General features: G+C 45.9%; 25 protein-coding genes and 1 other annotated feature. Of the genes, 21 read left to right on the top strand and 4 right to left on the bottom strand.

Annotated features, from left to right (window positions below):
• The first annotated feature begins 52 nt into the window (after window positions 1–52).
• From ACKTT1_RS03135 to ACKTT1_RS03160, 6 genes are all read left to right on the top strand, one after another.
• Entirely contained in the window at window positions 53–1,078 is a 1,026-nt protein-coding gene (locus tag ACKTT1_RS03135) for a LacI family DNA-binding transcriptional regulator (protein ID WP_412710163.1), read from the top strand.
• 81 nt (window positions 1,079–1,159) lie between these two features.
• Complete coding sequence (locus ACKTT1_RS03140; protein WP_412710164.1) at window positions 1,160–2,431, top strand: ABC transporter substrate-binding protein; 1,272 nt, start codon at window positions 1,160–1,162, stop codon at window positions 2,429–2,431.
• Between the two features lie 80 nt (window positions 2,432–2,511).
• Window positions 2,512–3,399, top strand: a complete 888-nt coding sequence (locus ACKTT1_RS03145) for a carbohydrate ABC transporter permease (RefSeq protein WP_412710165.1) — start codon at window positions 2,512–2,514, stop codon at window positions 3,397–3,399.
• A 19-nt stretch (window positions 3,400–3,418) separates the two neighbouring features.
• Window positions 3,419–4,249 (top strand): carbohydrate ABC transporter permease, encoded by an 831-nt coding sequence (locus tag ACKTT1_RS03150; RefSeq protein ID WP_412710166.1) that lies wholly within the window; start codon window positions 3,419–3,421, stop codon window positions 4,247–4,249.
• 36 nt (window positions 4,250–4,285) lie between these two features.
• Window positions 4,286–5,635, top strand: a complete 1,350-nt coding sequence (locus tag ACKTT1_RS03155; protein ID WP_412710167.1) for an alpha-glucosidase/alpha-galactosidase — start codon at window positions 4,286–4,288, stop codon at window positions 5,633–5,635.
• Between the two features lie 57 nt (window positions 5,636–5,692).
• The gene (locus ACKTT1_RS03160) at window positions 5,693–6,823 is read left to right on the top strand and encodes an aldo/keto reductase (protein WP_412710168.1); all 1,131 of its coding nucleotides are present in this window, start codon (window positions 5,693–5,695) and stop codon (window positions 6,821–6,823) included.
• Window positions 6,824–6,849: 26 nt separating this feature from the next.
• Here ACKTT1_RS03160 and ACKTT1_RS03165 read toward each other — a convergent pair whose 3' ends face one another.
• Window positions 6,850–7,242 (bottom strand): OsmC family protein, encoded by a 393-nt coding sequence (locus ACKTT1_RS03165; RefSeq protein ID WP_412710169.1) that lies wholly within the window; start codon window positions 7,240–7,242, stop codon window positions 6,850–6,852.
• Between the two features lie 69 nt (window positions 7,243–7,311).
• Between ACKTT1_RS03165 and ACKTT1_RS03170 the strand changes: the two genes are divergently transcribed.
• Together ACKTT1_RS03170 and ACKTT1_RS03175 are read left to right on the top strand one after the other, a co-directional pair.
• Window positions 7,312–7,914, top strand: a complete 603-nt coding sequence (locus ACKTT1_RS03170) for a hypothetical protein (protein ID WP_412710170.1) — start codon at window positions 7,312–7,314, stop codon at window positions 7,912–7,914.
• A gap of 12 nt (window positions 7,915–7,926) precedes the next feature.
• On the top strand, window positions 7,927–8,928 hold the full coding sequence (locus ACKTT1_RS03175) for a uroporphyrinogen decarboxylase family protein (RefSeq protein WP_412710171.1): 1,002 nt from the start codon (window positions 7,927–7,929) through the stop codon (window positions 8,926–8,928).
• Here ACKTT1_RS03175 and ACKTT1_RS03180 read toward each other — a convergent pair.
• Both ACKTT1_RS03180 and ACKTT1_RS03185 read right to left on the bottom strand, forming a co-directional pair.
• On the bottom strand, window positions 8,922–10,124 hold the full coding sequence (locus ACKTT1_RS03180) for a VanW family protein (RefSeq protein WP_412710172.1): 1,203 nt from the start codon (window positions 10,122–10,124) through the stop codon (window positions 8,922–8,924). The two genes, ACKTT1_RS03175 and ACKTT1_RS03180, sit on opposite strands and share 7 nt — an antisense overlap.
• A gap of 12 nt (window positions 10,125–10,136) precedes the next feature.
• On the bottom strand, window positions 10,137–11,219 hold the full coding sequence (locus ACKTT1_RS03185) for a SurA N-terminal domain-containing protein (RefSeq protein ID WP_412710173.1): 1,083 nt from the start codon (window positions 11,217–11,219) through the stop codon (window positions 10,137–10,139).
• Window positions 11,220–11,338: 119 nt separating this feature from the next.
• On the opposite strand from ACKTT1_RS03185, the gene fabZ reads away from it, so the two are divergent.
• The 7 genes from fabZ to ACKTT1_RS03220 are packed head-to-tail and all read left to right on the top strand — an operon-like array spanning window position 11,339 to window position 16,685.
• Window positions 11,339–11,776 carry a 3-hydroxyacyl-ACP dehydratase FabZ gene (gene fabZ, locus ACKTT1_RS03190; RefSeq protein WP_369017572.1) on the top strand — a complete coding sequence of 146 codons (438 nt, stop codon included), beginning with the start codon at window positions 11,339–11,341 and terminating at the stop codon, window positions 11,774–11,776.
• Between the two features lie 3 nt (window positions 11,777–11,779).
• Window positions 11,780–12,763 carry a beta-ketoacyl-ACP synthase III gene (locus ACKTT1_RS03195; protein ID WP_412710174.1) on the top strand — a complete coding sequence of 328 codons (984 nt, stop codon included), beginning with the start codon at window positions 11,780–11,782 and terminating at the stop codon, window positions 12,761–12,763.
• 16 nt (window positions 12,764–12,779) lie between these two features.
• On the top strand, window positions 12,780–14,024 hold the full coding sequence (gene fabF / locus ACKTT1_RS03200) for a beta-ketoacyl-ACP synthase II (protein ID WP_412710175.1): 1,245 nt from the start codon (window positions 12,780–12,782) through the stop codon (window positions 14,022–14,024).
• Window positions 14,024–14,623, top strand: a complete 600-nt coding sequence (plsY, locus tag ACKTT1_RS03205; protein ID WP_412710176.1) for a glycerol-3-phosphate 1-O-acyltransferase PlsY — start codon at window positions 14,024–14,026, stop codon at window positions 14,621–14,623. The genes fabF and plsY overlap by 1 nt, the downstream gene beginning before the upstream one ends.
• A 1-nt stretch (window position 14,624) precedes the next feature.
• Window positions 14,625–14,951, top strand: a complete 327-nt coding sequence (gene trxA, locus ACKTT1_RS03210; RefSeq protein WP_369017568.1) for a thioredoxin — start codon at window positions 14,625–14,627, stop codon at window positions 14,949–14,951.
• The gene (locus ACKTT1_RS03215) at window positions 14,951–15,670 is read left to right on the top strand and encodes a polysaccharide deacetylase family protein (protein WP_412710177.1); all 720 of its coding nucleotides are present in this window, start codon (window positions 14,951–14,953) and stop codon (window positions 15,668–15,670) included. The genes trxA and ACKTT1_RS03215 overlap by 1 nt, the downstream gene beginning before the upstream one ends.
• On the top strand, window positions 15,660–16,685 hold the full coding sequence (locus ACKTT1_RS03220) for a Clp1/GlmU family protein (protein WP_412710178.1): 1,026 nt from the start codon (window positions 15,660–15,662) through the stop codon (window positions 16,683–16,685). Before ACKTT1_RS03215 ends, ACKTT1_RS03220 begins: the two co-directional genes overlap by 11 nt.
• A gap of 9 nt (window positions 16,686–16,694) precedes the next feature.
• On the opposite strand, the gene ACKTT1_RS03225 is transcribed toward ACKTT1_RS03220, so the two are convergent.
• Window positions 16,695–16,940, bottom strand: a complete 246-nt coding sequence (locus ACKTT1_RS03225; protein WP_412710179.1) for a hypothetical protein — start codon at window positions 16,938–16,940, stop codon at window positions 16,695–16,697.
• 154 nt (window positions 16,941–17,094) lie between these two features.
• Window positions 17,095–17,312: a binding site (T-box leader), on the top strand.
• Between the two features lie 47 nt (window positions 17,313–17,359).
• Between ACKTT1_RS03225 and ACKTT1_RS03230 the strand changes: the two genes are divergently transcribed.
• From ACKTT1_RS03230 to ACKTT1_RS03255, 6 genes are all read left to right on the top strand, one after another.
• Window positions 17,360–18,595, top strand: coding sequence for a homocysteine biosynthesis protein (locus ACKTT1_RS03230; RefSeq protein WP_412710180.1), 1,236 nt, complete (start codon window positions 17,360–17,362; stop codon window positions 18,593–18,595).
• A gap of 7 nt (window positions 18,596–18,602) precedes the next feature.
• Complete coding sequence (locus tag ACKTT1_RS03235) at window positions 18,603–19,013, top strand: NIL domain-containing protein (protein ID WP_412710181.1); 411 nt, start codon at window positions 18,603–18,605, stop codon at window positions 19,011–19,013.
• Between the two features lie 2 nt (window positions 19,014–19,015).
• Window positions 19,016–19,738: a UPF0280 family protein gene (locus ACKTT1_RS03240; protein WP_412710543.1), complete on the top strand. Its 723-nt coding sequence runs from the start codon at window positions 19,016–19,018 to the stop codon at window positions 19,736–19,738.
• A 19-nt stretch (window positions 19,739–19,757) separates the two neighbouring features.
• Window positions 19,758–19,997 (top strand): hypothetical protein, encoded by a 240-nt coding sequence (locus ACKTT1_RS03245; RefSeq protein ID WP_412710182.1) that lies wholly within the window; start codon window positions 19,758–19,760, stop codon window positions 19,995–19,997.
• Between the two features lie 102 nt (window positions 19,998–20,099).
• Window positions 20,100–20,768, top strand: a complete 669-nt coding sequence (locus tag ACKTT1_RS03250; RefSeq protein WP_412710183.1) for a molybdopterin-dependent oxidoreductase — start codon at window positions 20,100–20,102, stop codon at window positions 20,766–20,768.
• A 69-nt stretch (window positions 20,769–20,837) separates the two neighbouring features.
• Entirely contained in the window at window positions 20,838–21,290 is a 453-nt protein-coding gene (locus tag ACKTT1_RS03255; protein WP_369017560.1) for a rhodanese-like domain-containing protein, read from the top strand.
• Window positions 21,291–21,390 lie beyond the last annotated feature (100 nt).

Genomic DNA, 21,390 nt, shown 5'->3' on the forward strand with positions numbered 1-21,390 from the left:
GGTTGACAAATGTTTGTGAGAACGTTACCATAACTTTGGAGGAGGAAAGTGGATGGCAAAAAAAGAAGTAGTAACCATAAAAGACGTGGCCAGAGAAGCTGGAGTGTCGGTAGCAACCGCAAGCAGAGCTCTTGGTGGTTATGGTTATGTGAGTAAAGAAGCAAAGTCCAGGGTTCTGGAAGCGGCCAGAAAGCTTGGTTACAACCATAACCTGGTTGCCAAAAGCTTGCGTACTCGAAAAACTTATACCTTAGGGTATCTTTTGCCAGATATTGCCAATCCCTTTTATGCAGGTATCGCACGAGGTATTCAGGATGTGGCTTTTGAGCAAGGTTACAGTGTGATCATCTGCAATAATGATAACGATATCACAAAAACTGAGCGTTTTTTGAAAATGTTTATCCGCAATCGGGTAGAGGGAATCATTTACTCAGCACCCTTTAACCAGGCCTTGAAGGAGATGGTTGAAACTGCCATTGCTAATGGTATTCCAGTGGTGAATTGCTATGGTTCGACCCGAATTGCCGCACTGGATGTGGTGACTGGAGATGCTGAGGGGGGTTGCTATAAAGCGGTCAGACACTTGCTCGAGCTTGGTCATCGCAAAATAGGCTTTCTGAAAGTAAGGGGGAGCGGGATTAGCAAACGGCGCTTTGCTGGTTGCAAGAGGGCATTGGAAGAGGCCGGAGTGGAGATATTTCCAGAGTTGATCGTTGAGGTGAGTGATTACTCACAGGCAAGTGGCTATCTGGGCGCTAAAATGCTTTTTGCAAGAAAAGAACTTCCTACTGCAGTTTTTGCCTTTAGTGAGCAGCTGGCGATAGGCGTTTTGAAAGCGGCTCGGGAGAATTCCATTTCTATTCCAGAAAAGCTTTCACTGATTGGAGTCGATGATGTTATTGGGGAAGTACTTGAGCCCCCTTTAACCAGTGTGAAAATTCCCACTTATGAGGCGGGAAAGGCAGCAGCTACGCTGCTACTGGAGAGGATTGAAAAGCAGATTGAAGAAGGTTCAAGGGAGGTGGTTCTTGAGGAAAAGTTAGTAGTTAGAGAGTCGACAAAAGCATGTAGGTACTGAATTTGTTGCTTGCGTTTTGGGGTGGTGTTATATCGGGTTGAATTTTGAAAAATTTTTGAAATTAAGGAGGATGAATTTCCAATGAAGTTGAAAACCATTTTTGGTGTAACTTGCTTAGTTGTCAGCTTCTTATTATTGTGTGGTATGGCTTATGCGCAGAAAATTATTCTTCAAGTTTGGGATGTTTTTGACCCCGCGATATATGAGGACGCAAGAGCAAGAGAAGAGTGTTTCCGTGAATACGAGAAAATGAATCCAGATATTCAGATACAGCACAACGTTTTGGTTTATGCTGATTTGCACGAAAAATTAGTAATTGCTGGGGCAGCTGGTAGTGGTCCAGATGTATTGCATATGTTAGGAGAATGGGTTCCAGAATTTGCGCTTATGGGAATAGTAGAAGATGTAACAGATCGGGTGAATGCATGGAACGAAAAGCAATATTTTCCTGAATCTACCTGGCGAGTTGCTAATTATGAAGGAAAATACTATGGTATTCCCAGTATTGCGAGCCCTCGGGTTCTGCTTTATAGGAAAGACTATTTGGAGAAAGCGGGGTTTGACCATCCTCCCGATACCTGGGATGAACTTAAAGTAGCTGCGCAGAAAGTTACCCAGGCTGTGGACGGTGTTTATGGCTTTGGATTTTGTTCTTCTTCGGATGCCGTACGAGGTCCTCAGGAGTTTTTACCATTTCTCTGGCAAACAGGAGCTGAATGGGTTGTAAAGCAGAATGGAAAGTGGGTACCTGGTTTTACTACTGCTCAGGCTGAAGAAGTGTTTACTCTTTATAACGACTTGATGAATACATTAAAAGCCTGTCCTCCAGATAGTATCGGTTGGGGATATTTGGAACTGGATAATGCTTTTGTTGTGGGGCAAATAGCTATGTGTCACAATGGAAGCTGGATGCAGCTTTACAGAGATAAAGCTGGAGAGAACTTCAAATACTGGAAGGGCGCGCCAATGCCTAAAAACAAGAATAGAGCAACTTACTTTGAAGTTAAGGTGGAAGGTATTGGCAAGTTTTCCAAGTACAAAGACGAAGCCTGGAAATTCCTCACCTGGCTAATGGGTAAAGATCAGATGGCCAGACATACTCGTCACGATAATTTGCCTTCTCGTACCGATGTTGTTTCTTTGCCGGAATATCAGCAAGACGAATGGAAGAAGCCATTCTTTGCTGTAATACCTGATGGGAAACCTTATCCCCCGATCCCTATGGCTGAGTCTAACAAAGCAATGATGGACGAGCTTCAAGCGGTCTTGTATCAGCAAAAAACTCCTGCTGAAGCTGCGCAAAGCTTGCTTGTCAGGTTAGAAGATATTTTAGAAACCATTAACGAAGAATAGACCATAGCACCCCCTGGAGGAAATAGAAGTCTATTTCCTCCAGGGTAACAGGAGTGAGTCATATGTCAAGAATCCGTATTTTGCAACAAATCAAAAAGATTTTTACTCCTTATTGGTATTTTTTACTTCTGTTAACTTTAGTAGGCGCTCTAATGATTTATCCCTTAGTTGATGGCGTTTATCTTTCTTTTTGGCGTAAAAATCTGCTTTATCCAGCTAAAGACAAGCTAATCTGGTTTGGAAATTATTATCGACTTCTTTTTAAAGACGAACTGTTTTGGCTTGCTTTTAAAAACTCGGCCATTTTTACTGCTGCATCGGTTTTCTTTGAATACCTTTTAGGTCTCGGCAGTGCATTGCTTTTAAACAGCAAATATATTCGCTTTAAGAATTTAATGCGAGGCATTGTTTTGCTACCCTGGGTGGTTCCAATCGCGGTCAATTCTTTGAATTGGAAATGGATGCTTCTTCCTGACTATGGTTTTATAAATCAATTTTTAAAAACGATTGGCCTTGGTAGCTTAGCGAGAGGGTGGCTTAGTGACTTGAACTGGGTTTTTCCCACAGTTGTGCTAGTGAATGTATGGAGAAGTTTCCCTTTTTATACGGTTACTATTTTAGCTGGACTTACGCTAATTCCTCGAGAACTCTATGAAGCAGCTCACATAGATGGAGCTAATCGGTGGCAAGTGTTTCGCTATATTACTTTTCCCGGTATAAAGGGAGTATCTATGGTGATTGTTATTTTGCACGTAGTTTGGACTTTTGCTAATTTTGATGTTATTTATCTCCTAACCGGAGGAGGGCCGCTACATCGAACTGAAGTATTGCCTACTTATTTATACCAGCAGGCTTTCAATTATTTTAAGATGGGTTATGCTGCAAGTATAGGTGTTTTTATTTTTTTGTTTTTGTTGATTACAGTTGGTCTGTATTTTTCAAAGATATCCACTCTTTACGAGAGATGATTTGAGGGGCGAATGTAAGATGGGTAGAGAAAAACATATAAAAATTATCGTTTGGGTATTAACAGCTATTCTTATTATTTTTGTTCTTTTCCCTTTTTACTGGATGTTTACAACCTCTATCAAGGAAAACGAAGAAATATTTGCACATTCGCCAACCCTTATTCCTCATAGTTTTACTTTTAAGCATTATGTGACGGCTTGGATATATGGAAAGGTTGGTAAATACTTTAAAAATAGCCTTATTGTTGCAAGCTTTACGGTGATTTTGAGTTTTTTGGCGGTTGTTCCTGCGGCTTTTTCAGCAAGCCTGTATCGCACTAAAGGTACAAAGATAATTTCAACCTTTGTTCTCTTTTTACAAATGTTTCCAGGAATTCTCCTGTTAATCCCGCTTTACATAATTATGAAAAAATATCAGCTGATAGACACTTATTTTGCATTGGTAGTTTCTTATTCCACTTTTACCATTCCCTTTTGCTTTCTCCTTACTAAGTCTTACTTTGATAATTTGCCTCGTGAACTCTATGAAGCCGCAAGAATAGATGGTTGTCCCGATTTTTACATTTTTTGGAGGGTCGCCGTTCCTCTAATCTTACCTGGCATTATGGTTACCAGTTTGTTTGCTTTTGTTTTAGCCTGGTGTGATTTTATGTTTGCCAAAACTTTTACCAATACTGAAAGGACTCGTACAATAACCGTTGGTCTTTCCACACTTCAAGGAACCTGGACTGTAGAGTGGGGTCCTTTAATGGCTGCGGCAAGTATTACCACTATCCCTATTTTGGTGCTTTTCTCACTCGCTAACAAATATATTGTTGAGGGACTAACAGCTGGTTCTGTCAAAGGTTAATCTAATAACCAGGAATAGAGAAAGGAGAGATACTGCATGCCTAAAATCGTTCTTATTGGTGCGGGAAGTGTAGTTTTTGCTCAAAAGCTAATCATTGACCTGATAACTTTTCCAGCTTTGAGGGAAAGCGTATTTTCTCTGGTTGACATTGACGAAGAGCGCCTGGAACTGATTACTCAGCTGACCGAAAGATTGAAAGAGCAGCAAGATTTACCTATTACCGTTGAAGCGAGTACCAATAGAAGAGAGGTTCTAAAAGACGCCGATTACGTTATCAACATGATTCAGGTGGGAGGTCTTGATGCCTATCGTCTTGATGTGGAAATTCCCCGCAAGTATGGGATTGATCAGACGGTTGGCGACACTTTGGGTCCCGGGGGTGTTTTTCGTGCTCTCCGCACTGTGCCGGTCCTGCTCGAAATTTGCAGGGATATAGAGGAACTTTGTCCAGATGCCCTTTTGATTAACTACAGTAACCCGATGGCAATGCTATGCTGGTCCATTAACAAAAGCACAAAGGTTAAGAATGTGGGCTTGTGTCATAGTGTTCAGGGAACGGCGCGGACTTTAGCAGAATTTATCGGTGTTAAAGTTGACGATAGTACAAAGTATGAAGATGAAACCAGTGAGTTTTTTTATAAACCCATGCCACCTGATGTCGATTACTGGGTAGCGGGCATAAATCATCAAGCCTGGTTTCTCGAATTTCGCTACAAGGGAGAGGATGCTTATCCTCTTTTGTGGAAAGCAATGGAAAACCCGGAAATATACCAACAAGAAATTGTTCGTTTCGAGATAATGAAACATTTTGGATACTTTGTTACTGAGTCCAGCCATCATATGTCAGAATACGTGCCTTATTTTAGAAAAAATCCAGAGGTGATCAAAAAGTTCATCCCCAAACGCTGGGATTATTATGAAATATGCAAGCAGGGACTGGATCCCTATCTTGACAAAATCAGGCGCCAGATTCGAGGAGAAATTCCTATAGAAATTAAAAGAAGCCTTGAATATGGAGCATACATTATCAACTCTATAGAAACAGGAGAATTGTCGAGAATTAATGGGAATGTCCAGAACACGGACCTCATTACTAACCTACCTCAAAATTGTTGTGTAGAGGTGCCTTGCCTGGTAGACAAACTCGGCATTCATCCCTGTTACGTGGGTGATTTACCACCGCAACTTGCGGCTTTGAACCGGACCAACATCAATGTTCAGGAAGCCGCAGTTGAAGGAATTCTTCAGAAAAACAAAAAATTAATTTACGAAGCAATTTATCTTGACCCCCTTACTTCGGCGGTACTCTCACTCGATGAAATCAAAAACATGGTTGATGAAATGTTTGAAGTAGAAAAAGAATATCTTCCCGATTACTGGTTCTGAATATTCCCTTGTCAGTGTTTTCTTTTTGAGAGATAATGCCCCAAAGGGGGATTGAGTATGGAGAAAAGAAAACTGGGCAGCACCGAGCTTGAACTCTCTCTTCTGGGTCTGGGTGGTTTTCATCTGGTAGAACTTCTTTTCGAGGACGCAGTGCGTCTTATCAACCTGTATCTGGACCTGGGAGGGAATTACCTCGAGACTGCCGAGCTTTATGGGCATGGGGATTCGGAAAAGAAAGTTGGTGAAGTTTTGAAAACCCGGAGAAAAGAATGTGTGGTGGCCACCAAGTCAAGGAGCAGAAAAAAGGAGGAGATACTCCTTTCTATCGAAGGCAGTTTGAAAAGGTTAAACACTGACTGCCTGGACCTTTTCTTTATTCATGAACTCAACCGTTTTGAAACGCTTGAAGAAATTCTTGCTCCTGGTGGTGCACTGGAAGGGCTCGAGAAAGCCAGGAAGGACGGAAAAATTCGTTATCTCGCCTTTTCAAACCATGTGACACCAGAAGTTGCCGTGAAGGCACTGGAGAGTTATCCATTTGATGCGCTGATGATTCCCCTCAATTACTTTGACCGCTTCAATTTTCCAGGCTGGGAGGAGGAAGTTATTCCCCTCGCCCAAAGCAAAGGAGTGGGCATTCTGGCTATGAAGCCCTTTGCAGATGGTTTTCTGTGGCGTAGTTTTGAGCAGGCTTTGCGCTACACTCTTTCTCTTCCAGTAAGCTGTGTGGTCCTGGGTGCTAATACTGAGGAGTATTTGAGAAAGGACATTGCCGTGGTGGAGAATTTCGCTCCCATGAGCGAGGAAGAGAAAGAAGAATGGTTCCGTAGTGCACCGGAGCTTGGCAATTATGTGTGCCGTCAGTGTGGGGAATGTCTTCCCTGTCCCCGGGACATCGATATCCCTCGGATTTTCCTGCTCGAAGGTCAATACGACCGTCAGATGCAGGATGGAATAGTGCGTGACCCTGCTGAATATGCTCTCCGGGATCGGTTGCGTTTCTGGTTTGGCAACCAGGATTATGCACAGAAAGCATATTCGGAGCTTTCAAGAAACGTGCTTTCCTGCAACCAGTGTGGAGAGTGTGAGAAGCGTTGCCCCTATGGCATTGCTGTAGTAAGGAAACTCAACATTGCTCATGCCAAGCTTACTGACCAGAGACCTCCAGGTTATAACCGCATTTTTTAGAAGCTGCTGCCATATGGCAGCAGCTTCTAAAAAGCCAATCTGGCTTCTATCTGTTCTACGCCCTGGCGCAGAGTGTTCATGACTGTGCAGGCTCTTTCTGCAGCTTTAAGGATTCTTTCACGCTCTTGCGGCGTGAGATTGCCTTCCATTTCCACTTCCATCTGGATTTTGGCAATTCTTGAAGGGGCATCAGCCAGCTCTCCTTTGATGCGAGCAGTTACCTTTTCAAGAGGGAAGTTTTTGGTTTTCGCATAAGCAAAGGCGGTGCCTGCAAAACAGCTCCCCAGCGCTGCCAGAATATATTCGGTGGGCCAGTGGCCGGTTTCACTTTCCGCACCACTGCTTTTGAAATGAATGGTTGCTTCGCCAATCCGGGCTTCAACCTTTCCTTTTTGGGCAGTGAGTTCTACATAGGCCATGTTTTTTTACCTCCTCAGCTTGAACTGTGTTAATATTTTTAAAAACATTTATTCCCTGGAGGTATTCCTATGGCAAAGAAATTGCTGGCATTGATTCTCCTTTTAGGGTTGCTGCTTCTGCTTGCTGGTTGTGCTCAGGTTGAAGTAGCGGTTAAAGTTGACTCTCAAGCCACCATTCCCCGGGCCAGGGTAGTGATTTATACTCAAGACTATACCGTGTTTGATAAAGCGCGTGCTTTTGCGCTGCAGGAATACAAAAAGCTTTCTCCTGAGGATCGGGAATTCATTTCTCTTCAGGAGAAAAAAGACGCTCCTCCTTATGCAGTTGCCTGGGTGTGGGATTTCAGTGAACACCCAGAAAGAGTAAAGGAGTTTACCCAACAGTTTCTGGGTAGAGATTTCACACTCATTAAGGATGGAGACCTGGTGATTTTGAAGGGTAAAGTGGAAGGCGAAAGTCTTGAGTCTTCACTTCAGGGTGCCGCTTCCTGGGGTATAAAACCCTTTCTGAGCTCAGTGGAACTTCTGGTTAAGGCATACATGCCGGGGGAGATTCTTAGCTTTGTTGATGGCCAGGTTGATGGTACAACCTGGTATCAAACGTTCAATCTGGGCCAGTTGCTTCGGGATAAACCGGTTGTGGACATAGAGGTCATTGCTCGGGAGAAATAGGGGGTGTTCTTAGTGACTGAGAAAGAACGGATACTGAGGGCCATAGAATACAGGGACATCGATAAAGTCCCTCACCACATTGATTTTACCATCCCTGCTCGGGAGAAGATGGCCCGCTTTCTTGGGGATGAAGATTTTCTTGATAAGTGGGGAAATCACTTAGCTTTTATAAAGGCAATTCCTCCTCACGGTTTTTCAGAAATCAAACCTGGTTTTGTACGGGATGAATGGGGAGTGGTTTGGGACCGCCACATTGACCCGGATATAGGGAATCCCACCTCGATTCTGGAGAAGCCCTCGCTTTCTGGATACCGTTTTCCTGATCCCGATGACCCCCGCCGCTTTGAAGCAATACCTGATTTTGTAGATAAAAACCGCAATAAGTTTCTGCTTTTGCGCCAGACCTACACCCTGTTTGAGCGAGCCTGGAGCCTGCGAGGGATGGAGAACCTGCTTTCTGATATGGTTATGAACCCAGATTTTGTGGAAGACCTGCTCGACCACATCAACTATTTCAACCTGCGGGTTATCGACCAAGCTCTGGATATGGGGCTGGACGGAGTAAATTTTGGGGATGACTGGGGCTGGCAGCAGGGCCTTATCATGGGTCCTCATCTGTGGAGGAAGTTCATAAAGCCCCGCCTTGCAGAACTCATTGCTCTTGCTAAGAAAAAGGGTAAAAAAGTAACTCTTCACTCCTGTGGCAAGGTTCAAGAAATTCTTCCTGACCTGGTGGAAATTGGGCTTGACGTTTTTAACCCCTTTCAGCCTGAAGTGATGGATATTTTTGCCATTAAAAGGCAATATCAGGGCAGGCTTGCTTTCTGGGGAGGTATAAGCATTCAGCGTCTTTTGCCTTTTGGTACTCCAGAGGAAGTGAAAAGGGAGGTAAAAAGAATCATCGAGGAAATAGGTAAAAGCGGGGGCTATATTGCTGCTCCTTCCCATGCTTTACCCAAAGACATTCCCTGTGAGAACATTCTGGCTATGATGGAGGTCATCTGGAATCAGTAGGTCTCGGAGAGTTCTTTTGCGAATTCTTCGCTGGTTAAGTAGGTATCTTGGTAGCTGAGAAGAGGGTTTCCGTTTTCAAAAACAGTAGTGCGCACAGTTAAAAAGGCTTTCCCTTCCTCTGCCTTTTGAGTGGCTAAAACCTCGGTTTTAAAGGACCGCCGCAGGTGGTTTTCTTTTTCTCCCCATATGGATACGGTGAGCATCTGGTTTTCGTCCACTTCAGCAAATATGACCACTTTCTGGTTTGCGAACCGGAAGCGAAAATCCTTATATCCGTAACTTACCGCTGCGTCTCTTCCAGGTGGCACATAAGCGGTTTCCGGGTAGTAACCAGAATGAGGATGGCGTTCAATGATTTGGGCTTCGGTAAGCAAAAGAGCGTTATAAAGGGTAGATACCACCTGACAGATGCCTCCTCCGAAACCAGTGCTCAGGTTTCCGTTCACGAAAACTGGAGCTTCCCGATAACCGTCTTCTTTTCCGGCTTCTCCCACCACTTCATTAAAAGAGAAAAGCTTATCGCGTTCGATGATTAAACCGTCAATACTCTGTGCTGCTTTCTGGATGTTAAAAAGTGCACCTTCTTCTTTGTTCTGACAGGAAGTTTGGAAAGAAGCCAGAAGATATGGGCACCCTATTTCTTCGAGCACCTGCTCAGTGTTTTTCCGAGGAGGTCTGGATTCTACCAGAGTGAGCTCTACCTCGCTTTTGCCCTGTTTGATAGCCTGGGTTATTTTCTGTAAAGCTGCTTCGGCATTAATGCTTTTTTCGGTCTGGCCCCTTATGATTTTATTTCCCAAACGTGAAGCGTCTTTTGGAGGGAGCATAGTTTCCCGAGCGAGTTCCTGGAGCCATTGCAGGGTTGCCTCAGGGTCGTAGTCAAAAACCGGGGTTACTTGAGGTGTTGTGGCCTCAAGAATTGCTTTCCGGGTTGCCACGAGGTTCAGCTTCCATCCCAGCTCTTTTTTGGGAAATAGAAACGACTTGTTTTGTACCTTCACCTGGAAGGGTTGGCTCAACCAGTCCTTGTTGACCAGTTCCAAGAAGGGGAGGAGCTCACTCCTTTTCAGGTTGGAAAGGTCGTATTCCCAGAGGTGGACACTGACCTCTTTTGGGGAATGATTGCTGACAAACGACAGAAGCAAGAGCGCCGCAGCCAGCGCTGCTGCCACCACCACTAAGAAGCTTCTATACACTGTGTTCACCCTTCAAGGAGTGCTTTCTTCGGTATTGTTTTCTGAAGTAGCCGGTGTTTGGTCTTCAGAAGATGCTCCTTGAGGGGTGCTCTCGCTTTCTGCTTCCTGGCTTTCCTGGGGTTTCAGAGCTTCTGAAATGGTGATGGTACTCTTTTCGCGGAGTTCAGAAATCAAGTGCTCCAGGCGAACGTTTTTCTGCTCGTTTTCCAGTATTTTGCGTATATCTTCTTTAGCTTCTTCAAATGGGGTAACCTGTTCTGGTTTGAACTCAAGAACCTGATAAATGCGATAAAGGTCTCCTATTTTAATAACTCCAGTGACTGCGTTCGGTTGGTCAGCGAGTTCTTTTATAGCACCTCGTGCCTCTTCCGGAATCAGGGCTTCGCTGACCCAGCCCAGGTCTCCACCGTTTGAGGCATACTGGTCTTGGGATATTTCCTGAGCCACCTTGGAAAAGTCTTCCCCCAAGTAAATGCGTTTGAGGGCTTTATCGGCTTCTTCCTGTGAGGGGACGGTTATCTGGCGCAGGTGATACTGGGCAGGAGTAGTGAACAGGCTGATATGTTCATCGTAATATTTTTGGATTTCTTCTTCTGGAATTTCGATGTCTTGAGCAAGGGAATCGATGAGTTTTTGAATCATAAGCTCTCGCTTTATGGATTCACGGAGGACGGGCAGGCTGAGGCGCTGGTAACTCAGAAAATCGTTAAATTCCTTTTCAGAGGGGAAGTTGGCCTTAATGGCGTTGAGTTGCTCCTCTATTTCCTGAGCAGAAACCTTGATTTTTCTGGAACGAGCCTCCTGGTAAAGCAGTTCATTGTTGATGAGATTTTCAAGCGTCATCATGCGCAAGAACTCAAAAGCTTTTTCATCCATCTGGTTCAAGGTCTTGCTGTCGTAACGAGAGAGAAGATTTCGAAAGGCTGTATCGAGCTCTGAGAAAGTAATGACCGTGTTGTTGACTGTCGCAGCTGCTGCCTGAGTGGTTCTCCCCGAACGCCTGTATGCTCCATAACCATAGTAAATGGTTACTGCAAAAGCAACTACTACTATAATCAGTATTACATCCAGGTTTTTACGCAAGCTTCTCATCATTTTCCCGTCCACCTCTTGATTGCCTTCCGTTTTGCCAATAATACTACTTTAAACGCTTTCGCTTGTCAATTTGCTTCTCTTTGGATACATTATTAAAAACACCAAGGAGGTATTTGAGGATGGAACTTGATGTTAGACAGATTCAGGAAATACTACCGCATCGCTTTCCGTTCCTCCTGGTTGATAGAATAGTTGCGCTGGAAGAAAACCGGGTAGTGGGTATTAAAAACGTTACCGTCAACGAGTGGTTTTTCCAAGGACATTTTCCTGGACGACCGGTTATGCCCGGAGTTTTGATTCTGGAAAGCATGGCCCAGGTCGGAGCAACCATGATGATGAACATGGAGGAATTTCGAAACTGCATTCCTTACTTTACAACTCTTGAAAATGTTCGCTTCAGAAGGCCTGTAGTGCCCGGTGACCAGCTGGTCATGGAGCTTACCCTTTTGAAGCTTAAACGGAGAATGGGGAAACTTAGTGGAGTAGCTCGAGTTGGTGACCAGGTTGTGGCCGAAGCAGAGATTGGTTTTTCCCTGGTGGAAGCTAAGGAGGAATAGGAGTTGGAGAGATTTTTTGCAAAGGTGAGTGGTGTTGGTTCTTATGTCCCGAGCAAGGTTTTAACCAATCAGGACCTTGAAAAGATTGTGGATACCAGCGATGAATGGATAACCACACGCACTGGGATTAAGGAGAGGAGAATAGCTTCGCCTCAAGAAACAACTTCCTCACTGGCTCTTGAGGCCGCTCGTCGAGCTTTGCAAATGGCCCAGGTTGACCCTCAAGAACTGGATTTGATACTGGTGGCTACGGTTACACCGGATATGGCTTTCCCCGCTACGGCCTGTCTTTTGCAACGTGAGCTGGGTGCTCCTCGAGCAGCCTGCTTTGATCTTGAGGCTGGATGCACCGGTTTCGTTTACGCGCTGGTTGTAGCTGAAAAATACCTGATTGGGGGTGGGGGCAACAAAGCTCTGGTGGTTGGTGCAGAAACGCTTTCCAAAATTGTAGATTGGGAAGATCGTGCTACCTGTGTCCTGTTTGGAGACGGGGCGGGAGCCTGCGTACTTGAGAAAACGGATCATCCAGGTTTACTGGCTTCTTACCTGGGTAGCGACGGCGGGGGTGCGCATCTTCTGGAACTTCCAGCGGGAGGTTCCCGTATACCGGCTTCAAAGGAAAGCGTGGAAGGGCGAATGCATTACATCAAGATGAATGGTAATGAGGTGTTTAAGTTTGCAGTAAGAATAATGGAGGAAGCTTCGAAAGAGGTGGCCAGAAGGGCTGGCATAGAGCTTGAAGAAGTTGCTCTATTTATTCCTCATCAAGCCAATATACGAATCATCGATTCTGCAGCCCGAAGGTTGAAGATTCCCCAGGAGAAAATTTTTGTTAACGTCCACAAATACGGCAACACTTCCTCCGCCTCTATTCCCATTGCTCTTGACGAGGCCTATCGTGAAGGAAGAATTAAGGATGGCGATTTACTGTTGCTGGTTGGTTTTGGTGCGGGTTTAACCTGGGGTTCTACAGTCATCCGCTGGTGAAAAGGAGGTTTTGTCCTTGAAAAGAAGAGTGGTTGTTACTGGACTGGGAGTGATCAGTCCAGTAGGTACCGGTAAAGATAATTTCTGGCAGGCACTGCTTGAGGGTCGTTCGGGCATCAAGCGAATAGAAGCTTTTGACCCCACCGATTTTGACTCGCAAATCGCTGGCGAGGTGCGGGATTTTGACCCGGATAAATTCCTTTCTCGTAAGGAAGCTCGCAGGATGGATCGCTTTTCCCAGTTTGCAGTATGTGCTTCAATGATGGCCCTTGAAGATGCGGGTCTGGATGTTACGCGCATAGACCGTAATCTCATCGGGGTAATCTTGGGTTCGGGTATTGGGGGCATCAAAACCTTTGAAGAGCAGCATAGGACCTTACTGGAAAAGGGACCATCCAAGGTTAGTCCTTTCTTTATTCCCATGATGATTGTTAACATGGGAGCAGCCAATGTAGCTATTCAACTGGGCCTCAAGGGGCCAAATAGCTGTGTTTCTACGGCTTGTGAAGCTTCAACCCATGCTCTGGGTGAGGCGTTACGCATCATCCAGCTCGGAGAAGCCGACTGGATGATTGCAGTGGGTGCTGAGGCTTCCATAACACCCATTTCGCTGGCAGGATTCTGTGCTATGAAAGCGCTGTCAATGCGCAACCATGAACCGGAAAGGGCTTCTCGGCCTTTCGACCGGGATCGCGACGGTTTTGTGATGGCCGAGGGCGCTGCTGCGCTTTTGCTTGAAGCAGAAGAAGTGGCCAAGAAGAGAGGAGCTCGCATATATGCTGAATTGAAAGGGTATGCATCCACCTGTGACGCTTATCACATTACTGCTCCAGATCCGGAAGGCAGTGGAGCAGCCCGGGCAATGCTTTGCGCCATGCAGGATGCAGGAATAAACCCCCAGGATGTTGATTATATAAATGCCCATGGTACTTCCACACCACTTAACGACCGCATGGAGACCCTGGCCATAAAACGCGCTTTCGGGGAGCATGCGTATTCCCTCAAAATAAGTTCCATTAAGTCGATGGTGGGTCATCTTCTTGGAGCAGCCGGGGCTATTGAAGCTGCAGCTACAGTTTTGTCGGTCTACCATGGAGTGATTCCTCCTACCATTAACCTTGAAAATCCGGATCCAGAATGCGACCTTGATTACACGCCCCAAAAGAGCGTGGCGCACCCTATTCGTCATGCCCTTTCCAATTCTTTTGGTTTTGGTGGGCACAACGGAACGCTGGTTTTTGGAAGGTATGGTGAGCACTAATGCCCTGGTGGCTTATCTTAATCGTTAACTACCTCCTGGGCTCTTTACCCTGTGGTCTCATCGTGGGTTGGGTATTGCGGGGTGTAGATATAAGAAAGTTTGGAAGCGGCAACATTGGTGCCACCAACGTTTCCCGGGTGGTGGGTTTTAAGGGAGCTTTATTGGCAGGGGTACTTGATGCCCTGAAGGGCTTTGTGGGTGCCTATTTAGCCAGCGTTTTTCTCCCTCATCCTGGTTGGTGGCTGGTGGCGGTTTTCCTGATTGTAATCGGTCATAACTGGTCGATTTTTCTGGGTTTCAAGGGTGGTAAGGGTGTGGCGACCACTCTGGGAGTGCTTTTCTATCTTTCCTGGCCTGCAGCTTCTCTGTGTTTCCTTGCCTGGGTGGTGGCGGTGGCTCTGACTCGCTATTCCTCGCTGGGTTCCCTCACTGGAGCGGCCCTGATGCCCATTTTTCTGGTGGTGTTTGGTCGTCCCTGGCATTTTGTGTTCTGGGGAATACTTGCTGCGGTGCTCGTGTTTATAAGGCACAGAGAAAATATTCGCCGATTGATTTCTGGACAAGAACTAAAAATCGGCCAGAAAAAGGAGCGTGATTGAAATGGCAGGAAACGTTGTGGAAGTTAACCAGGATAATTTTAAGCAGGAGGTTCTCGAATCTGAACTTCCCGTGCTGGTTGATTTTTGGGCTTCCTGGTGTATGCCTTGCCGCATGTTAGCCCCTATTGTGGAGGAAATCGCTGAGGAATGGGCTGGTAAGGTTAAGGTAGCCAAGCTTAATACCGATCAGTCTCCCTCTGTAGCCCAGCAGTATGGCATCCATGCCATTCCTACCTTAATCATTTTTAAGAACGGTCAGGAAGTGGAACGGCTGGTAGGATACCTTCCCAAAAGAAGCATTGAGCAGAAGCTAAAAGCCGTTGTTTGATGCGTCTTCGGTTTGCGTTTTTGGGGTTGATTGCTCTCTGGATAATCATTTTTGGAAGTAGTAAAGCCCTTGCTTTTGAATTTTATGGAAAAGCAGAAGTTTACGGCTTGAACCGAGTGAGAGTAATTGCCCGGGCGCAGATGGAGGATAAAGTGGTGGCTTTGACCTTTGATGATGCTCCAGCTCCGGCTCTTTCGGAGATTCTGGAGATCTTGAATAGAAGAAAGGTTAAAGCCACCTTTTTTGTTATTGGTGCACAAGCTCAAAGATATCCGGAGTTGCTCAAGGAAATAGTTTTGCAGGGTCATGAGCTGGGAAATCATTCTTTTTCGCATAATTTTGATGATTCCCAAGAGCTGGAAGCAATGATACAGGATATTAGAAAGTGTGAACGGGTGATTTTTGACCTTACAGGCCGCATCCCCTTGTATTTCAGACCACCTGGAGGGTTTCTTAACGATCGGGTAAAGGAAGCCTGTGGGCGTACTGGCTACAGTATTTTGATGTGGTCTCTGGATACCAGGGACTGGGCGCTGGGTGATTGCAAAGAGCAAATTATGGAGAACCTGCTTGCTGATCTTTCTCCAGGTGATATTATTCTTCTCCATGTGGTCCCCCAGACTGCTTCTTTATTGGATGAGATGATTACTGCACTTACTAAAGAGGGTTATCGGATACTGCCTTTGTCCTGTCTTTTGAGTGGAGCTTATGGACGTTGAACTTTCCTGGCCGGAGGAGTGGATTATTCTTCGAGAAAGGCTTACCAACTTTGAAGGGATAATCCTGGTGGTTGCTCCGGTGGACCGGGGTAAAACCACTCTGGTAAAGCTTATTTGTGATTTTTTCAGGGAATGTGGTCGAGACTGTGCTCTGGTGGATAGCGACCTGGGACAGTCCGTGGTGGGTCCGCCAACCACGGTGGGAATGCTTCCGCCGGGGAGGCAGATGGGGAGTCAGGAAGCGTTGTTCACTCCTTATTTCCGTTTTATAGGCGATACCACGCCTTCCAGGCATTTGCTTTTGACCGTGCTCTCTGTTTTTGAGCTGGTGCAGATGGCTCGAGCACTTTCCCAGGTGGTAGTGGTCGACACCTGTGGTCTTTTTCGGGGGCTGGAAGGATTGTATTTAAAAATGCTTAAGATAAAGCTTTTGATGCCTCAGCTGGTGATTGGCTTAGGCAACGAAGAAGAATTCCGGGTGCTTAAGGTTTTGAAGGGTAGGAATTTTCTGATTTTGCCTACTCCGAAAGCAGTGAAAAATAAAAGTGCTGAAGAAAGAAAAGCTCGCCGGAAACTGCTTTTTGCAGAGTATTTTTCACGAGGTAGAAAGCTTGTCTTGGAACTATCCAAGTTACGTCTTTTTGCACCCCTTTCCCCTTATTTCTATCTTCAGCAGGTTTTGCAACCGGAGTGGGGAGTGGTTTTCAAAGTGGGAGGGAAACGGTATCACCTCTTTTACTCAGAAGCAGCGAAAAAAGATGTTCCCCTTGAAGGCTGGGATGGGTACTGGCTTCTTCCTGAGGATATGAGCAATCTCCTTTGTTGTCTGTATTCGAGACAGCTTCAGGAAATAGGATTGGGAATTATAAGAAAAATTGACCTTGCAGAAGGCAAAATGGAAGTATGGGGCACCACCCTCTCTCAGGCAGAGCCCCACTTTGTGGTTTGCGGTAGCCTGAAGGTAAACCCTCAGGGCGAAGAAATGGGTCGTTTGTCCTGGAGAATTTTGAGATAGAGCCCGGATTTATACTTCGAGGTAATGAACAGTAACTCCCTCCAGTTTGTGTAAGCGCTCTTTGAGTTGCTCAATTTCTTCCTGTTTTCCGGTGAGCTCCAGTATTACCAGGCCGTCTTCGGCACAGTATTCAGGAGAGGCTTCGTGAAGTCCCAGGCGGGTTTTTATGTTGCACCCGAACTGGGTGAGGATTTCCTGAACCTGGGGAGCCTGTTGGGAACGAGCCGCAATTTTGAGTATCAAAAGTCGGTACACTTTTACCACCTCTTTTTGTAATGTTCTCTGCCCAGATAGTGTACTTGAAAATATTTGGGTTTAAAAATATTAGTTTTTTTATAGAAAAAGTAGAAAAACCTATTGACAAGTTACCTTTGGCTCACTATAATTCTCAGCACAAAGTGAATAGAAGTTGAGATCGAAGAAAGGGATTAGTAGTCAGGGGGAGGAACAGAGAGAGCCGGGGTAAGGTGGGAGCCCGGTTTCCAAAGCCTGGCGAAATGGCCCTGGAGAGGTTGTGGTGAAGGCAAGTAGCCACAAACGGTGAACCCCGTTAAAGGTGAAGAGTGGCTGGTGAGCTCTTGCTTGCTGGTCACAAGGGTGGTACCGCGGGAAACCCTCGCCCCTTGGGCGAGGGTTTTTTGTTTTTGGTAATCCACAAACCATGGAGGTGATGGATGGTGAAAGAAGTATTGCGGAGCTATGAAGAAATCAATCAGAAAATCCGCGAGGGGAAGGCGGTGGTGGTTACTGCTGAAGAAGTAATTGGAATGGTGAAAGAGAAAGGCCTGAAGGAGGTAGCCCGTCAGGTCGATGTAGTGACCACGGGTACTTTCGGTATCATGTGTTCTTCAGGCGCTTTTTTGAATATTGGACACACCAAGCCCCGGATGAAAATTTCTGAAGCTTATCTAAACGGAGTGATGGCCTACTGCGGTCTGGCCGCTGTTGATATGTACATTGGAGCGACCCAACCTGCCAAAGACGACCCTCTTAACAAAGTGCATCCTGGCGAGTTTCGCTATGGCGGGGGGCATGTCATTCAGGACTTGGTTGCCGGAAAAGACGTTCTGCTTGAAGCCTATGCTTACGGCACGGACTGTTATCCACGCAAAAAGCTGGTTACCTGGATCAACCTTAAGGACCTGAATGAAGCTTATCTTTTCAACCCTCGTAATGCATACCAGAATTACAATGTGGCAGTGAATCTCTCTGACAGAACTATTTATACTTACATGGGTATTCTTTTGCCTCGCCTCGGGAACGCTGGTTATTCTTCGGCAGGTCAGTTAAGCCCTCTTTTGAATGACCCCTTTTATCGGGTCATTGGGGTGGGAACCAGGATTTTCCTGGGTGGAGGCATTGGTTACGTTGCCTGGCAGGGTACCCAACATAATCCCTCGGTAGAACGCAATGAAAGGGGTATTCCCAAAGGCGGTGCCGGAACGCTGGCTCTGATTGGTGATTTGAAAGGGATGAGTGCTCGGTGGCTCTGGGGGGTGAGCATCAGAGGTTATGGATGTTCTCTTGCAGTGGGAGTTGGAGTTCCCATACCTATTCTCGATGAAGAGACCCTTTATTACTGCTCGGTGAGCGACGAAGAAATCCTGGCTCCGGTGGTTGACTACAGCTCTGCGTACCCGGAAGGAACGGGTGAGGTTCTCGGTTATGTGAGTTATGCTCAACTACGCAGTGGTAAAATAGTAATCAAGGGCAAAGAAATTCCCACTTTTCCACTTTCCAGTTATCAGCGAGCAAGAGAAATTGCCCAAACTCTCAAGCGCTGGATTCAGGAAGGCAGTTTTGAATTGACCCGCCCGGTAGTCAATCTTCCCGGAGTGGAATCCGGAGTGCGCTTTAAAAACCTTAAAGAGCGTCCGGTTGAAAACTACGCAGGAACTCTGAAGGGGTGAGAGTACGATGACCGTTTCTCGAAAAATAGTTCTGCACTTTCCGGCGCAGGTTGCAGATAGGCCTATAGTTTGTGATCTGGCATTGCGTTTTGGACTGGCTTTCAACATTCTCAGGGCCTCTATTTCACCGCATCGTGAAGGGATTATGGTTATGGAAATCATTGGTGAAGGTGTAAACCAGGAAAAAGGCTTGCAGTACCTGCGTGAGCAGGGAGTACTGATTGAATCACTCAGCCAGGATATTCGCAAAAACGATGAACGCTGTATCAACTGTGGAGCCTGTGTTGGTGTTTGCCCTACCTCAGCGCTGTTTATAGAGAAGCCGTCGTTTGAGGTGCGTTTCGATGGTGCCAAGTGCATTGCCTGTGAAATGTGCATTATGGCCTGTCCTACCTTTGCTATGGAGGCTTTGATTTGAACGTGGAGTACGTGAAAAGATGGTATCGCCAATTGATGCAGGTACCCGAACTGGTCTCTTTTGAGGTGAAAATAGAAGAGAGCGACCTTTTTGTAATGGCGAATATCGATGTGCGGGAAAAGGTTAGAGAGCTCCTGGAGTGGGAACGCAGCAACCTGAAAGCCTATTTGCGCTACCACCCTGAATTTCTGAGCTCTCTGGAACCACTTCGGGTGCCTGCATTTGCTCCCCCCATTTGCCGGCTCATGGCCTGGGCTGCTGAAAAAGCCCGGGTGGGCCCCATGGCTGCAGTGGCCGGAGCCATCAATGAGCGGGTTTTCGAGGGTGTTAAGGAAGAGGTTAAGGAGTTTATAGTGGAAAATGGCGGGGATTTGCTAATTGTTTCTTCTTGCTCGAGAGTGGTGGCAATCTATGCTGGAGAAGATTCGCCTTTCAGCTTTAAACTGGGAATTAAGCTTCCACCCGGCAAATGGGGGGTAGCGACCTCTTCAGGCAAAGTGGGTCCTTCTTTGAGCTTTGGCAAGGCTGATGCCGTAGTGGTAATTAGCGATTCTGCAGCACTTGCCGATGCCTGGGCAACCAGCTTGGCCAACCTGGTAAGAGCCAGAGAGGATATAGAGAAAGTTTTGCGGATTAGTGAAAGTGCTTACGGCGTTCAGGGAGTATTTGTAGCCTTTGGCGAAATTATGGGGGTAAGGGGTAAAATAGAACTGGTTGCTTTGTGATTTTTTGTGGGGTTGAGAGATGGAGGAAAAAATCTGTGCTTTTTGCGGAAAGCCAATTGAAGGAAAAGCTTTCCGTGAGCGGGCTTTGGTGGCTCGATTTAAGCCTGCTCTTTTTCATCACCATTGCGGGAAGAAATATTTTGAACTCACCTGGCAAATCCACTTTCGGTGGTATGGGTTATCTCAAGAGGATATCCCCGATTTTTATCGCTACATTGATGAGAGCTTGAAAGTCGCTTTTGAAGAGATTGTGCTTTAGCTTTCTCCCGACTTCCTGTAGGTTGTGGAATACTTATTCTCTCACGGGGTTTTAAACTAAAACGTTTGTTTTACTATTCCTCTTTGAAAAGGAGTGATTTTGATGCAGAAATTGAACCGGGTATTCACGGTTTTGGCTCTATCTTTGTTTTTTGTGCTGGTAGTGGTGGTTGCTGGTTTCGGCGAACAAAACTCATCCACTGATGAGGTGGAAATTCGGGAGTATCAGGGAGAAAAGCTGGGTTCTGTTTCCGACTTTCGTGAAAACTCAATTCGAGGAGTTCAGAAGGTCGACCCTGCAACCTATCGCGTGGTTGTAGATGGTCTGGTTACAAAACCGCTGAGCTTTTCTCTTGAAGAGCTTCAATCTTTTCCTCGTAAAAAGAAACTGGTGACTCTTTTCTGTGTTGAAGGATGGCAGGTTAAGGCTCTTTGGGAAGGTATTCCTCTTTCTGCTCTTTTTGAGAAAGTAGGGGTTTTGCCAGAAGCAAATACGGTTATTTTTTATGCCGTGGATGGGTATACCACCTCTCTTCCGCTCGACTACATTCTGGAGCGGGATATCATCATAGCTGATAAAATTAACGGAATAACCCTTCCTCCTGCTCAGGGTTTTCCTTTCCAGCTGGTGGCAGAGAGCAAATGGGGCTACAAGTGGATTCGCTGGTTGGAACGGATTGAGCTTTCGGATAATGCCAATTATCGAGGTTACTGGGAGAGTAAAGGCTACAGCAACTCTGGTGATTTGAATAGGCCCATGTTTGAGCAATAATCAAGAGACGGGAATAAAACTTTAAAACATTTGTTTTAAAGTTTTTCAAAGAAAAAGGAGGCGGACATTATGTTCCGCAAAACAAATTTTTCGGGTGTAGTGCTGGCAGTTTCTTTGATGCTACTTTTTGTGTTTTCGGGTCTGGCTCAGGGTGCGCAAGAGATAACTCAGGCTGCAGATTCCTTTCTGAAATCGGTGCCTCAGAACAAGCTCTGGCTTATTTCTGTAGCAGAGCTCAAAGCTCTAATTGAAGAAAAGGGAGATTCTCTGTTCATCCTGGATGTGCGTCCTGATTTCATGTACAAAAACGGCCATATTCCTGGTTCAGTGAATGTGCCGCTTCCGACCCTGATCGATAATCTAAACCAAATCCCCAAGGACAAGACTGTTGCGGTGGTATGTTCGCTGGATACCAATTCAGCATTTGCGGTTTCTGTTCTTCAGATGCTGGGTTATGAGGCCTGGATAGTTGAAGGTGGCGTCCCTGGTTGGGTAAAAACAGGCTCACCTCTTGAGAAATAACTTTGGATTTTGAATGTAGTTGCTTTTTAAGAAAAGCCTCTCCCGTAAGGGAGAGGCTTTTCTTTTTAGGAGAAGGTACGCTGGTTTTTCTCCGAAGTGT

Origin of the sequence: Atrimonas thermophila (genome assembly GCF_045864955.1) — a bacterium.
Taxonomy (GTDB): Bacteria; Atribacterota; Atribacteria; order Atribacterales; family Thermatribacteraceae; genus Thermatribacter; species Thermatribacter velox.

What these genes read in the sequence shown, in the direction of transcription:
- fabZ (WP_369017572.1), top strand. Translation starts at nt 11,339, where the DNA reads ATGGAACTTGATGTTAGACAGATTCAGGAAATACTACCGCATCGCTTT.
- ACKTT1_RS03150 (WP_412710166.1), top strand. Translation starts at nt 3,419, where the DNA reads ATGGGTAGAGAAAAACATATAAAAATTATCGTTTGGGTATTAACAGCT.
- ACKTT1_RS03215 (WP_412710177.1), top strand. Translation starts at nt 14,951, where the DNA reads ATGCGTCTTCGGTTTGCGTTTTTGGGGTTGATTGCTCTCTGGATAATC.
- ACKTT1_RS03160 (WP_412710168.1), top strand. Translation starts at nt 5,693, where the DNA reads ATGGAGAAAAGAAAACTGGGCAGCACCGAGCTTGAACTCTCTCTTCTG.
- ACKTT1_RS03155 (WP_412710167.1), top strand. Translation starts at nt 4,286, where the DNA reads ATGCCTAAAATCGTTCTTATTGGTGCGGGAAGTGTAGTTTTTGCTCAA.
- ACKTT1_RS03250 (WP_412710183.1), top strand. Translation starts at nt 20,100, where the DNA reads ATGCAGAAATTGAACCGGGTATTCACGGTTTTGGCTCTATCTTTGTTT.
- ACKTT1_RS03135 (WP_412710163.1), top strand. Translation starts at nt 53, where the DNA reads ATGGCAAAAAAAGAAGTAGTAACCATAAAAGACGTGGCCAGAGAAGCT.
- ACKTT1_RS03220 (WP_412710178.1), top strand. Translation starts at nt 15,660, where the DNA reads ATGGACGTTGAACTTTCCTGGCCGGAGGAGTGGATTATTCTTCGAGAA.
- ACKTT1_RS03255 (WP_369017560.1), top strand. Translation starts at nt 20,838, where the DNA reads ATGTTCCGCAAAACAAATTTTTCGGGTGTAGTGCTGGCAGTTTCTTTG.
- ACKTT1_RS03165 (WP_412710169.1), bottom strand. Translation starts at nt 7,242, where the DNA reads ATGGCCTATGTAGAACTCACTGCCCAAAAAGGAAAGGTTGAAGCCCGG.
- trxA (WP_369017568.1), top strand. Translation starts at nt 14,625, where the DNA reads ATGGCAGGAAACGTTGTGGAAGTTAACCAGGATAATTTTAAGCAGGAG.
- ACKTT1_RS03170 (WP_412710170.1), top strand. Translation starts at nt 7,312, where the DNA reads ATGGCAAAGAAATTGCTGGCATTGATTCTCCTTTTAGGGTTGCTGCTT.
- plsY (WP_412710176.1), top strand. Translation starts at nt 14,024, where the DNA reads ATGCCCTGGTGGCTTATCTTAATCGTTAACTACCTCCTGGGCTCTTTA.
- ACKTT1_RS03185 (WP_412710173.1), bottom strand. Translation starts at nt 11,219, where the DNA reads ATGATGAGAAGCTTGCGTAAAAACCTGGATGTAATACTGATTATAGTA.
- ACKTT1_RS03235 (WP_412710181.1), top strand. Translation starts at nt 18,603, where the DNA reads ATGACCGTTTCTCGAAAAATAGTTCTGCACTTTCCGGCGCAGGTTGCA.
- ACKTT1_RS03230 (WP_412710180.1), top strand. Translation starts at nt 17,360, where the DNA reads ATGGTGAAAGAAGTATTGCGGAGCTATGAAGAAATCAATCAGAAAATC.
- ACKTT1_RS03245 (WP_412710182.1), top strand. Translation starts at nt 19,758, where the DNA reads ATGGAGGAAAAAATCTGTGCTTTTTGCGGAAAGCCAATTGAAGGAAAA.
- ACKTT1_RS03140 (WP_412710164.1), top strand. Translation starts at nt 1,160, where the DNA reads ATGAAGTTGAAAACCATTTTTGGTGTAACTTGCTTAGTTGTCAGCTTC.